The sequence below is a fragment of the Peribacillus sp. B65 genome (genome assembly GCF_058513295.1).
Genome location: NZ_CP195840.1, coordinates 5,219,111 through 5,232,315 on the forward strand (window position 1 = coordinate 5,219,111; position 13,205 = coordinate 5,232,315).

Here is a 13,205-nt window from a genome sequence, read left to right on the forward strand (position 1 = left end):
TAAGAATTAACGTCCTTTTTCGTAGTAATATTTTTTACCTTTATAGTTTATGTTGTAATATTTTTAACTATTAAAAGCATACTATCATGGATGCTTATTGAAAGTAAACCTTTTTTTATCAAGCAGAGAGTAGATGATGGTGAGTAGGATATCTGGTTAAGAAGAAATAAAAAGATGATAGGAGCAAGGGTTCAATTGAATCCTTGCTCCTATCATCTTTTAAATTTAATCACTATAGTGATAATTCATTTTGGTAAGAATTGAATTAATTTCATCAAGACGATTTTTGGTTTTTTCAGGATAATTAATGGCTATGGCGCTTACAAGATAATCTGCTACAAGCATAGATGCTATTGGTGAATTATGAAAAGCGATACTACTAGAATTACATGGCAATACTAAATCCGAATACTTAACTAGAGGAGAAGAATAACTATCAGTAATAGAAATAATTTGTGCCTTATTGTCTTTAGCTACCATCGCGAATTCAACAATTCTTCTAGCGTATCTTGGAAAAGAGGTTGCGATGACTAAATCCTTCGAAGTAAAATTAATTCCTTTGTCAACCCAATCGCTTAAATCAGCAACAATCAATTCACAGTTTCCAAGTAGACGATTAAGTCCAAAAGTTAAATGTTGTGCCACTGGTAATCCACTTCTCACACTGGTACAAAATATTCGATCTGCAGACACAATCATTTCCATCGTTTTATTTAAACTCTCCGTGGAAATCATCTCTACTGTAGATTGAATATTATCGAGTTGACTTTCTGCAGAGCGAATCCACAAATCACTTTCATTTAAATCTTTCAAATTTGCCTCTAATCTAATTTGAGGAGCTGCTCTATTACGTAAAAGTTCCTGAAGTCCTTTTTGAAATTCAGTATATCCCGAATAATTCAGACTAAAAGTCAATCTCATAATGGTGGTAGTACTAGTTCCTACAATTCCAGCCAACTGATCAACGGTTAAAAAAGCGACATCCACAGGATTTTTAATAATATAGTCCGCAACTCTTTGTTGTGTTTCTGTTAATTCTGATATCTTGTTTTTTAATTTTATTATTGGGTTTTCCATAAGATTCGCTCCAATTGAACATATTATAGTGTAAATTTTATTTTATTTTATTCCAATAAAGTATTTATTACGATATTTAATTGAATTTTAGCATTTTTATTTATTAATGTAAAAAGGAGTCCCTTAAATAAGAGTATTAATAATTTCCTTACCTGAAACTTCTAGAACGTATCCATAAACGTTATGCATGATTACTTCATAAGTAGTAAATAAAATTAATTTCTTTTAGAACTTCGGAATAAATGAGCTAATAAAGGTGATTGAACCTTTCAAGTTAACAATCTAATTCGCTTTCTTTGTTCTTAAGCCCTTTTTCTTCTTAAAATTCAGTTTCTTTTCAATGTCATTTTAAAAAAGGGTTTACTTTAATAAATAACGCTGTTAGTATACATTTAAGTTATTAGTAATAAATATTACCCCCAAACAAGTTTTAGTAATATTTATTACTTTGAAACTGAAGTTAACAAAAATAGTGGATTTTCCAATGACCTACAACTCTTTTTTTGTCAATAAACTTAGTAAAATAACGTGACAAAGTGTTGAAGAGACAGGAAATACACTAAAAATTATGTAATTTTTGAAAGCGTTATCTTAGTTGATAGTACATCAAAGATAACAAGTTACATTTAGTAGCTAATTGTTTAGTTATTGGAAACATAAAAAAGTAAAAGGAGTGCATGTCATTGAGTAACTTAGCACCGTTATTGTCGGAAGAAATTATCGAAAGAGCAAAACGTCTTAACACTACACTTATATCAGATGCGATGGGATGTACAGGTTCTATGGATTATAAAATAAAGCCTGTAGCACCAGGTATGAAAGTAGTTGGTACTGCTCTAACAGTAAGCTTAAGACCTGGAGATAATTTGTTCCTTCATCAAGCTATCTATGATGGGAAAGAAGGTTATGTATTAGTTGCGGATGGAAAAGGACATACTTCAAACGCCTACCTTGGAGAATTGATGGCAGGAGCTGCGAAAGCCATTGGACTTGAAGGAGTCATCATTGATGGATTAGTTCGTGATAAAGAAACACTTAGCCAATTAAAATTCCCTATTTTTGCAAAAGGATTTATTCCAAACGGTCCTCTTAAAGATGGTCCTGGTGAGCTTCATAAACCTATTTCTTGTGGAGGGGTATCTGTAATTCCAGGAGATTTGATCATTGGTGATGATGATGGTGTTATTGTGGTTCCAAGAGACAAGATTGAAGTGGCTCTTTCTAAGGCAGAGAAAAAACTAGATTATGAGAAAACGCGCATAGAAACCATTACAGCTTATGAAACAACCCGCAAGCAAGGTAAACCAGAAGGAAGCATTGAACCTCCTTGGTTGAGAGAACAAATAAAAGCGTATGGACTATAAAAAGAAGGGAGAACTTTAGAATGAAATTAGGTTTTATTGGATTTGGAGAAGCAGCCTTTGAATTATCCGTTGGATTAAAACAAGAAGGTTTAGAAAAGATCCTCGCTCATGATGTCATGTTAGACCATCCTACTTTCGGTCCGCAAATAAAAGAACGGGCTAAACAAGCGCAAGTGGAGCTTCGTTCCGATCCCGAGGGCGTATTAAATGAAGTTGATGTAGTCATGGTAGCAGTACCAGCTGATAAAGCTTATGAGGTTAGCGAAGTGTTAAAACTTCATCTGAAGAAAGATTGTATTTACGTTGATGTATCGGCTTCGACTCCTGTAGTAAAACAAAATATTAACAAAAACATACAAGAAAAAAAAGCATTTTTTGTCGACGCAGCAATGTTAGGACCCTTACCAGTTTATAAACATAAAGTTCCTATTTCAGCAAGTGGTAACGGAGTAGATCGGCTTATCGCCTTAATGACTCCATACGGCATGGATATAACTAAGGTGAGTGAGAATCCTGGCGACGCTTCTGCTATAAAACTAGTCCGTAGTATTTATATGAAGGGAGTAGCCGCGCTTTATTTAGAGTTGTTAGAGGCCGCCCATGAATTTAATATAGAAGAATTGGTTTTAGATTCGATAAGTGAAACTATGGATAGCAAGAGCTTTAAAGAAACCATGAATCGATTAGTAACGGGAACGTCTATTCATGCATTAAGAAGATCAATTGAACTAGATGGTTCTATCCAAATGTTAGAAGCTTCTAATCTTAATTCAGTCATGTCTAAGGCAGCAAAAAACAAATTAGAAAGATTAGCTACATTCAATTTGAAAGAGAAGTTTAAAGGACAAAAACCGAATCATTGGTTAGAAGTCATTAAAGCATGCAAAGAAGAAAATACAATTGTAAGAAGTTAAATGAAATAAGCTATATCACTAGGGTACCACCATTGGTACCTGTTCCTTTGTGCTTCGAATCAATAACACCTTCCCTTTGATTTTACATTATCTACCTAAGAGAATATTGATTTTTAGTGCGACAATTTTTTATGATGGTAACTTTGTTTATCTTCCCAACGCTATTACACAAAACAGAGCAACCCTTCGAAGATGGAGATTTTATAACTGAACTTCAATTATCAAGACCAAAATTATAAAAGCCTTAATATTAAAGGAGAGCACATATTAACCATGAATAATATGTACTCTCCTTTTATATTTTTACGAACTAAAGCACCTGTTAGTTAAAAAGAAAATGGCCTAGCAGGATGAGAAAAGATTAGCGATTTCCTGATAACTAAGTCATACAAGTAATTAGCTACATTGCCCATTCTCAAAGCTATTACTACTGAACTAATTGCAATTACAGCTAAACTCAACTCACAACTTTTATAGTTCTAATCTCCTCAACCTGAACTATTTATGAGCATATATTCTGCAACGAAAATAATTAAGCCTCGTGCAACTATCATGCCCCGTTAGTTCCATAAAGAAAAAAGCCACCACATGGCAACTCTATATCTCAACTAATGGACCTGTTTATTCAAAAAATAATATCAAATCACAAAAATTCATAGTAACTATCCAATAATTCTTCGCTTCTGTTTTCTGCTTCTTTCTCATCCATTTCCTTATTTTCTAGCCATTGTTGATAATGGATTATCTCATGAGCCGTGCTGCGTAAAATTGCCCATAAATTTTTTTCCTTTCTGAAACTAATTCTTCATAATCTCCTGTTGCAATTCTTATGTAAGGTTCAACAGTTTTATCATAAGGTGCAAAAAAAGTAGCACTTGCCAGTTCTCTTGTATCTCTGGTTTTAAGTTGAGAATCCGTTTTAGATATACAACAACCCTTATAGGAAATTCCATATATGTACGTAACCAAACCGCAAAGCTTAAACAAAGTTCGTCTTACTGATGGATTTACATCCTTCTCACACCTGACTCTTAATCCTGAGCGTAGATATTGCACATCATTTGTGGTCATAGCTAATCACCTTTAGCTTCATTTTATTGCATAATTCGCTATCTTACCGAAATTTCCTTCTCCCCAACCTGCCCCTATAGTTGCATAAAGAAAAAGCTGCCTTAAAGACAGCTCCGATTTCCTGCCAACGCACGCGTTAGGGAGAACAACAACTATAAATACCTCGCAGATTCCAGGGATCAAAAAAACCAGCTAAAGAGAGTGTAAATTCCGATTAATGTAAAGAAAATGATTAATATTAATATCGTGATACACCCAATAGTAAAAAGATTCCATTGTGAAATGTAAATACCGAACATAAATAATAACCCCAATAATCCTAATAGACCCATTTTTTTATTCACTAAATTGTTTCCCATTTCCTCGCATATTCTTTCATCCACTACCTATCTCCAAATTATAACAGTTTCTTCTTCAACTAACCTGCCCCGTTAGTTCATTAAGAAAAAGCTGCCTTAAAGACAGCTCCGATTTTCAGGTAAAGCACCCATTAGTGGAATAGAACACGAAAAGGAGGTGAACAAAGGACATCCTCCTTCCAATTATAACGGAATCTCAAATTGTTCCTTTCGCTTCTGCTCCAAACTAGCGATAAAGGAACGCATCAGCTTCATGGAAAACTGAAAGATCGGGCTTTGAATAAAGGTATATGCAAACGTCATAATAAACACTGGACCTCCAAGGATGAACCCGATAATCAAGATGAGGCTCTCGACAACGATTCTTGCCCAACTGACCGATAACCCAGTTTTTTACGAAACGGAAAGCATGAAACCATCCCTGGGACCTGCCCCAATTCCCGCAGCCACATAAATTCCTCCGCCAATTCCGGTTATGATGATACCCGTCAACAATATGAGTATATTCAACCACCATTGCTCCGTTTCATGAGGAAGAATGTTGAGATGCAAAAAGAAATCCATGATCGGGCCGATTGACAAGGCATTTAGAAACGTACCAATATTAATATACTTCCTATCCACGACAAAGACGATCAACACAAGTACTAAACCACACATGACACTCCACGTCCCAATTGTGAAACCGAACCACTCGAACAGAGCGACGTTTAAAACCTCCCAAGGATGCAGCCCCAAGGATTGAACATTCACCGCAATCGCATTCCCTAATCCAAAGAAAGTTAATCCAAGAAAAAAATAAAATACCGTAATAGCCGCAATGCCATCTCTTCACCTCTACACCTTTTATATCCATCTACTATAGATGAAGCAGGTTAATTGAACAAGATGATCTATCCAAATCAAAAGTTGTTACCAAATGATTAACAGTACATAAAGACGTTCCTAAGGATGGTAGGTTATTGCAGAACTGCCGGAGAAGTTAATATAATATTCCATTCCCTAGATAGGAGGGTTACAAATTGGAAAAACAATTATTAACTATGGCTCAAATCACAAAACAATTAAACACGAAAAAGCTGCTTTAGAAACAGCTCCGATCGCACCCGTTAGTTTAAGTACGTTACTTCACAAGCTTGATTTTCTGCTCAAATATTACAGTGAAGCTCCTCCGTTAGTAACAAGAAAACAGCTGCCTATAGAGCAACTGTTTAGAAATTAGTTTTTATTTTAGTGGTAGGCCTGTATTTGTTTTTTTTAAAGTGTTCCACATTTTTATCGATACAATAAATATCATTGCTATTGATACAAAAGTTAAAATTAACCCAACAGTAGATTTTGTAAAACTAACACCAATATAACTATATAAAAGTCTCAAAGGTGCATTTGCAATTACTATAGTTAAAATATAAGTAGAATATTTAATTCCATTAGCAACCGATAAGAAACATAACACGTCTGTTGGAACTATCGGACAAATCATTCCCAAACCCAGAAGCTTATAATTATAAGTTTTTAAAAGAATGCTTATATCTTTATGCCTATTATCCATGAAGTTTTTTACTTTTTTTTCAGAAACTTTACTTGAAAAGAAATATATAAGGGTTGCACTCATTACTAATCCAATTGTAGATAACATTGCCCCTTCTATTGGACCAAAGTATACCCCACCAAGAATCATTAAAGGTGTCCCAGGTATAAGAAATAATAAGCGAATTATCCAAAATCCAAAAAATATAACCAGTGCATATTTTTGATTTTCAGAAAAAAAGTGTTTAATTGTATTTATATCAGTTGGTAATAAATCAAAGTATGCTAAAGCAAAAAAGGATAATAGCCAAATGGCAATAATAGCATATTTTTTTTTCAGTTTTCCTCACTCCCCTGAATGTTAACTAGGGTAATTGTAAGAGAAAATAATAAAGAAACACTTCATATAAATATTAAGATTTCTTAAGATGATACTGTATTAAATGTTATAACATAAAGGTAATTCCACTTTAAAGACAATCGTGTGATCTTCTTTGTAGTCGGCAGATATTATCCCATCGTGTAATTCAACGATTCTTTTGGATATGGAAAGTCCCAGTCCAGTACCATCATTACCCATTCTCGCTTTATCCCCCATAAAAAACCGATCAAATACCTTGTTTATGTCATGACTCGGAGGATTTTCCACTTTATTTAAGATTTCAAAAAAGGCGAAGTTTTCTTCCTTGTGAAGGCTAATATATACTTCTGAAGGTTTATCACTATATTTTATGGCGTTACTAATAAGATTGTCGAATACCCGAACCAACCTCTCTACGTCCATTAATACTGGAATATATGTATCTTCGATTGATTTATTAATGCTTAACTGTTCTCTCTCTAAAATGGGAATATATTCACCTATTACTTGCTCTATTAAATCTCGAATATCCACAACGGTTTTATTTAACTTAAATTCCTGATTGGATAGTCGAGTATATTCAAATAACTCATCAATTAATAATTTAAGTCTATGTGATTTTTGGTATGTTATTTCTAAGTATTCCTGTAACTGCTTTTGGTTTGTGTATTGTTTCCTTTTTAACAGATCTAAATAACCAATAATGGAGGTTAATGGTGTCCGTAAATCATGAGATACATTAGTGATGAGTTCGTTCTTTTCTTGCTCTAATTGTCTCTCTTTTTCAAATTTGTCATGTAACTCTTTAGACATGTAATTTATGTTATCCGCAAGCTGGGTCAATTCATTTTTACCTTTCAAATCAATTATTAGCCCCATTTCTCCATTTGCGAGTTTTTGAATACTTAGTGAGATCAATTTAAGATAACCTAATTTTTTTCTTATTAAAATTATAAAGGTTCCTATAAACGTTAAAATTGAAAATAAAAAAATGAAGATGGCTAATGAGTAATATACAGATATACTAAGATTATTAGGGGCCTTATTTTCCAAAAAGTAGCCTATAAAACGCGCAACAGGAATTAAAACGAGTATAGATACAAGTAGACTGAGTGTAATTGCACCAAGTAATTGAAAGGATAATTTATTTGGAAACTTAACAATCTTCATATTTTATAGCCTACCCCCCAAACTGTTTTGACATATATGGGTCGTTTAGGGTCCTGTTCAATTTTATCCCTTATTTTTGTAATATGGACCATCACATTATTATCCGATTTTAGAAATTCCTCTTTCCAGACCACTTCATATATCTTTTGTACGCTAAGTACAATCCCTTTGTTTCGTGCAAGCAACTCTAAAATGTCAAATTCCTTAGGAGTCAGCCTAACCTCTTGGTTTTGCACATAAACTTGTCTCGTATCCACATTTATTTTTAGTTCTGCTATTTCAATAACATTTTTACTAGCGCTTAAATCAGTATTATATTTATTCGTTCTTCTTAGTTGAGACTTTACTCTAGCAATTAATTCCAAAGGATTAAAGGGTTTTGATAAATAATCATCAGCTCCTGACATAAGACCTTGTATTTTATCCATATCTTCAGACTTTGCCGAAAGCATAATAATAGGCATGTTTCTTTCTTCTCTAATTTTCATACAAGCTTGTATTCCATCCATTTTAGGCAGCATAATGTCTAAAATGATCAAATCGACTTCATTTTTTTGCAGAAATTTCATGGCTTCAATAGCGTCTTCAAACTTTTCCGTTACCATACCTTCATTTTCTAAATAAATTCCAATAAGGTTCCTTATCTCTTTATCATCATCAATTATAAGTATGTTAGATTGCATCTAATGTCTCCTTGTTTTTTTCTCGTGGTTCACACCTAAGAATATAAGCTGGAGGGATATTTCTATATTCTCTTTTTAAAGTGATTTTTGAAAAGTACTTTTTCAATAATGGTATTTTAACCTTGGTGTATTGGAATGTTACAAACTCCCCACCTGTTTTTAATACGTTCAAAGTGCTTGATAATATCTTGTTTGATACATTCTGAGGTAAACTCGCAAACGGCAAACCAGAAATAATATAGTCTGCATAAGGAATTTTATATTCATTTAAATAGTGTTGAACATGTTCAGCTGAACCATGTATAACAATAAAGTTCTTTTCATTCCAGAATTTTTTTTTAAGTAAATAATAGAATTCCCTATTGTTTTCAATTAAAACAACAATTGTACTTTGGTTTCTTAGTGCAAGGATCTTTTCTGTAAACACTCCAGTACCTGGGCCATATTCCACAATGTATTTTGCATCCTTAAAGTTAATTTCTTTTATCATTTTATTGCTAAGGTATCTTGAACTAGGCAGGATTGCTCCGACAGTTTTAGGATTGACAATATATTGATATATAAAAGAAAAATCATTTTTCATGTACTTACTCCTCTAGGTTTGTGATTCATAATCAAATCATAAAAAACAAACCTGAAGAAAAACTCGACAAAAATCTTAAGAATTCTTAAGTTTTACAAGTATATCTTATTTCACTAACCTGCCCCGGTAGTTCAACAAGAAAAAGCTGCCTTAAAGACAGCTCCGATCTTCAGCCTGTTAGTTCTATAAGAAAAGCGAACCTTATTCAAGAATCGCGCTCGATTACTGAATAACGAATATAAAACCTTGGTACCAAATGGCCTTGTCATTTATTTATGATACGTTTCACCGCACCTATTCAAGCCATGATTTTTCCACTTTAAATCGACGCTGCTGAGGAAGCAGCTGCTTGATCAGCCCTCACACAATCAATAGCAACAACGAGTGCGATAATAATGGTTTCCATCTCTTCATCTATTATTTGAACCTTGTAGCTATCCCCCCAAGTGAACCACTCCTTGCCCACTTTGCCTACGATTTTACCATTCTGTAAAATTTGAAAATCCATATCCCACCAATTACCATGTACTTCAATGCCTGCCGCATCAATTGTATAACGTGCTTTAAAGAAGGAAAATTCCTTCTTTATTGTTAATACCTCTCGACCATTCACCTCAACCAAAAACTTTGGTAAAAAGCTGAACACCTTTTTCGTAATGAGAGCTACTTCATCCCTTGCTGTATTCATAATGGAGAAAGTCTTTGGAACTTGCATAAAACTTCCCTCCACGTAATATATATCCTTCTCCTGCTGATCCTTTACTGTAAATTTCCCGCTAAGACTGAATACCTTCTGCTTTATATAAAGCTGCCTCATACTTATGCCTCCCAACCTTAAGTCTTTTACATTACTTACGTTTGAAATGGGCATTGGTTCCAATCGTATGCATTAAATTCCAAATAATAGCTCCACTCAAAAGCGCCTTCTTTTCGGTTCACTTTTGTAAAGTCAGCAATTCTTCCTTCGCAATCTGGCATAATTTTTTAATCAAAACTCATTTAGAAATCTTTGATTGAAAAGATAAAGTATCATTACTTTATCAAAAATTTGCATCTTTCTTACAAACATCGCAATTTCATTTTAAAGACACAATTACCAATGGCGGATTCCTAAGAAGATTAATAATAAAATCCAAGTATAAATTTAAGAAAAATTTTATATTTACCCCACTTTTTATTTTAAAAGTTTTTCCTATCCTATAAACAAATTACATCAAGGAGGAGACTAAAAATGAAGAAGAGCAGAAATCAAAACATAAATCTATTTACACACAAAGAATTAACAACCGGATACCAATTACTTAATAGTGAAATAAAATTATCAGAAAAAATAGCTAAAATTTCCGGAGATGATAGCATAGTGTAAAGTAAGTAGGATATAGCTTAGATTATAAATTTGAAAAAGAATTAGGAATTGAGGATTTATATGGAAGAATCAAAAAAAAATCAAAAAAAAATAACTGCTGGCTTGTTGGCCGTATATTTATTTGCATTAACCTGGATTATAGTCTTTAAAATGCAATTTTCATTTCAAGGCTTGCCGGATTTTAGGGAAATCAACTTAATCCCTTTTGCTGGGTCAGCTAATGTTAATAATCAAATAGATTTTAATGAAATAATCTATAATGTACTTGCATTTATCCCATTTGGAATTTATATCAGTATGCTAAAACCAAATTGGTCTTTCTTGAATAAGATTGCAGTAATAGCAGGAGTTAGTTTGTTATTTGAAGTATTGCAATTCAGCTTTGCTATAGGAGCTAGCGATATAACTGACTTTATGGGAAATACATTAGGTGGAATTATTGGAGTTGGAGTTTATATTGTATTTTGTAAGCTGTTTAGTACAAAAGCAAATAAAATCCTTAATGTTTTAGCTTTGATCGGAACGATATGCATTGTTGCATTATTGCTGTTATTAATATATCTCAGGATTAGTGGTGTTATTATTTATAAAGTTTCCTAAGTAATTGGAAGAATTGCTGTTCATGAAAATTAACAGAGGGTATACCATCAATGACTTTGATACAGCAGGTTCTTTATTTATAAAACAAGAATGACAAATATCACAAGCCACCATTTTGAAGGTGGCTTTTTTTATATCCAGTAAACAAAGTAATGTAAATCCCATACAGTTAAAGGGTTTGGCACCTGTTCGTTTTTTATCATTCATGCATGATTTTATACATTTTTTCACATCAACGTTTTTGGCTTCTGAAAAAGCCTGGTTGCTGCATAAAAATGTGGAGTTTTATCTAACCTCTTATTCAATATAATTGCCCGATTGCGGAACAACTCTATTGTCACTCAACAATTACCTATCCACTTTTAATTCAGATGTACTTTTCCTTTCACTATAAAAATAATCCTTTTGATAACATCTAAAGGGGCAAAGCATCGTGACTTTATTCTAAATCCACAATTGACCCAACAACTATTAATTACCCTTAATTCATTTGATTTGCTCCGCCAACTCTAAAATAATTCCCTCTGGTCCACGACAGTAGCATAACTTATAACTATCTTCATATTGTTGTATCTCACTAAAGATTTCCGTACCTTTCTTTTTCAATTTGGCAACAAGTGCTTCAATATCTTCAACAGCAAATGCAATATGCCGGATACCCAGGGTATTTGCAAAAGGTTGCTGACTATCTTTTTCATCTGACGGCGTATAAAATTTAATTAGCTCTATCCATGCCTGACCGTCTGGCTTCCCCAATCCTACACATGCTACTTTAACGTCATTAAGCCCACTCATCTTATCCATCAATTCTCCTTCCATCTCCCATTCCCCTTGCACTTCAAGTCCAAAATCGAGAAAAAACTCTTTAGCAGCAGAGAGATCATTTACGATTACACCTACATGATCTATTCTGTGGATTTTCATATTTCATACCTCCTATGTTCCTGTTATTTTGCAATATCCTGTATTCTTAAATCTTAATTCTCTAACAACAGAAAATATCCTTCTTTAACAAACTGTCCCAATTGTTGAAGAAAGGTCAAAGAGCACTCTTCAACTATCCTTCCCCGTTAGAGCCATAAGAAAAAGCTGCCTTAAAGACAGCACCGATCTTCAGTAACGCACCCTATGCTTTAAGTACAAGAATTTACTAACTTGCTTTCGATAAAAGAAAAGTTTGGTATCTTACTCCTCTGGTTCAACAATGAATAAAGGCTTCCGTGGAAACCTTTTAAACAGAGAGATTTAAAGTTATAAACTTTTCTTATGTTGACATCTTTTTTTACACACATTTTTTAATTGTCCAATCAAATAGAATTGCTCTGATATAGAATATTAAAAAGCAGAGGAGTGATTATTTGAATTTATTGGACATAAAAGGATCATATGAATTGATCGCTGGTTTGGGCAGCTGGTGTGGTCCTGCCCTCCATACAAAGAGGCATGATTTAAGAAGGAATTCATTTCCCTTGGATTGGGTTCAGTCTGGTTTTCTCCCTGAAGTAAATAGATTATTAAAGAATAAATTCGAGGGATATATGGAGTTAGAAAATATGCATGAGAAAAATATACTCGCTCATTTTGTTGATGAAGGAAATGTTGTTCTTGAACCAGGGGGTACTCAACCATCAAAAGCCCATTTTATTCATGATAGCCAATATAAGATTGATTCCGTTCATGATTTTCCGAAGAAACCAAACCAAGATTGGATTGTTCAATATCCAGCATTTAAAAATAAGCTGAATCATCGCATCCAAAACTTCCTTACAAAAATCGAACAAAGTAAAAATACTTTATTCATCAGATATGAGTGGTCAACGGCGAACTATGAAGATATTATTGAATTACAATCTATTTTATCTCAACTTACAACGGGTAAGTTTAACCTATTGTTTATGCAGCCGGTAGATGGTTTAAAAGGAGTTACAGACATGAACTGGCCACATGATGGGATATGCTTTGTACGAGTTCCTCGTAATGATCCCAGTAATAATGCCATTTGGGATCAGGTTTTAGAAGGGATATCATTAACGAATTAAAAAAGATGACCCTTTTATGCTGCCTTCTCCTATATGAAGTATTTCATAAAAAGATAAATATATAGGCAGGGTTTCCTGGCTTTTTTTT

At 33.5% G+C, this 13,205-nt stretch carries 13 protein-coding genes and 1 pseudogene; 5 read left to right on the plus strand and 9 right to left on the minus strand.

The features are described 5' to 3' along the window. Positions 1-225: 225 nt before the first annotated feature. The gene (locus tag ACSR9O_RS25580) at positions 226-1,077 is read right to left on the minus strand and encodes a MurR/RpiR family transcriptional regulator (RefSeq protein WP_101225846.1); all 852 of its coding nucleotides are present in this window, start codon (positions 1,075-1,077) and stop codon (positions 226-228) included. Between the two features lie 683 nt (positions 1,078-1,760). On the opposite strand from ACSR9O_RS25580, the gene ACSR9O_RS25585 reads away from it, so the two are divergent. Both ACSR9O_RS25585 and ACSR9O_RS25590 read left to right on the plus strand, forming a co-directional pair. Continuing rightward, positions 1,761-2,441, plus strand: coding sequence for an RraA family protein (locus ACSR9O_RS25585; protein WP_101224748.1), 681 nt, complete (start codon positions 1,761-1,763; stop codon positions 2,439-2,441). 20 nt (positions 2,442-2,461) lie between these two features. Beyond that, entirely contained in the window at positions 2,462-3,355 is an 894-nt protein-coding gene (locus tag ACSR9O_RS25590) for a prephenate dehydrogenase/arogenate dehydrogenase family protein (protein ID WP_491725306.1), read from the plus strand. Between the two features lie 741 nt (positions 3,356-4,096). Here the strand turns inward: ACSR9O_RS25590 and ACSR9O_RS25595 are convergent. The 7 genes and pseudogenes from ACSR9O_RS25595 to ACSR9O_RS25625 form a co-directional block, all read right to left on the minus strand. Beyond that, a complete protein-coding gene (locus tag ACSR9O_RS25595; RefSeq protein ID WP_260356623.1) occupies positions 4,097-4,426 on the minus strand; it encodes a hypothetical protein in 330 nt (109 codons plus the stop codon). 542 nt (positions 4,427-4,968) lie between these two features. Continuing rightward, positions 4,969-5,612: pseudogene (locus ACSR9O_RS25600) on the minus strand (YczE/YyaS/YitT family protein). 398 nt (positions 5,613-6,010) lie between these two features. After that, the gene (locus ACSR9O_RS25605) at positions 6,011-6,655 is read right to left on the minus strand and encodes a TVP38/TMEM64 family protein (RefSeq protein WP_491725511.1); all 645 of its coding nucleotides are present in this window, start codon (positions 6,653-6,655) and stop codon (positions 6,011-6,013) included. A 99-nt stretch (positions 6,656-6,754) separates the two neighbouring features. Continuing rightward, complete coding sequence (locus ACSR9O_RS25610) at positions 6,755-7,846, minus strand: HAMP domain-containing sensor histidine kinase (protein ID WP_491725307.1); 1,092 nt, start codon at positions 7,844-7,846, stop codon at positions 6,755-6,757. Then, positions 7,843-8,529: a response regulator transcription factor gene (locus ACSR9O_RS25615; RefSeq protein ID WP_230177733.1), complete on the minus strand. Its 687-nt coding sequence runs from the start codon at positions 8,527-8,529 to the stop codon at positions 7,843-7,845. Before ACSR9O_RS25615 ends, ACSR9O_RS25610 begins: the two co-directional genes overlap by 4 nt. After that, entirely contained in the window at positions 8,519-9,112 is a 594-nt protein-coding gene (locus tag ACSR9O_RS25620) for a class I SAM-dependent methyltransferase (protein WP_230177734.1), read from the minus strand. Before ACSR9O_RS25620 ends, ACSR9O_RS25615 begins: the two co-directional genes overlap by 11 nt. Before the next feature lie 319 nt (positions 9,113-9,431). Beyond that, positions 9,432-9,929, minus strand: coding sequence for an LURP-one-related/scramblase family protein (locus ACSR9O_RS25625; protein ID WP_491725308.1), 498 nt, complete (start codon positions 9,927-9,929; stop codon positions 9,432-9,434). Between the two features lie 414 nt (positions 9,930-10,343). Here ACSR9O_RS25625 and ACSR9O_RS25630 point away from each other — a divergent pair, with 414 nt between their 5' ends. Both ACSR9O_RS25630 and ACSR9O_RS25635 read left to right on the plus strand, forming a co-directional pair. Beyond that, complete coding sequence (locus ACSR9O_RS25630) at positions 10,344-10,478, plus strand: hypothetical protein (RefSeq protein ID WP_491725309.1); 135 nt, start codon at positions 10,344-10,346, stop codon at positions 10,476-10,478. A gap of 60 nt (positions 10,479-10,538) precedes the next feature. After that, positions 10,539-11,078 carry a VanZ family protein gene (locus ACSR9O_RS25635; protein ID WP_402940267.1) on the plus strand — a complete coding sequence of 180 codons (540 nt, stop codon included), beginning with the start codon at positions 10,539-10,541 and terminating at the stop codon, positions 11,076-11,078. A gap of 486 nt (positions 11,079-11,564) precedes the next feature. Here the strand turns inward: ACSR9O_RS25635 and ACSR9O_RS25640 are convergent, their stop codons facing one another. Next, positions 11,565-12,002, minus strand: a complete 438-nt coding sequence (locus ACSR9O_RS25640) for a VOC family protein (RefSeq protein ID WP_101224754.1) — start codon at positions 12,000-12,002, stop codon at positions 11,565-11,567. Between the two features lie 479 nt (positions 12,003-12,481). On the opposite strand from ACSR9O_RS25640, the gene ACSR9O_RS25645 reads away from it, so the two are divergent. Beyond that, positions 12,482-13,117, plus strand: coding sequence for a DUF1796 family putative cysteine peptidase (locus ACSR9O_RS25645; RefSeq protein ID WP_230177957.1), 636 nt, complete (start codon positions 12,482-12,484; stop codon positions 13,115-13,117). Positions 13,118-13,205 lie beyond the last annotated feature (88 nt).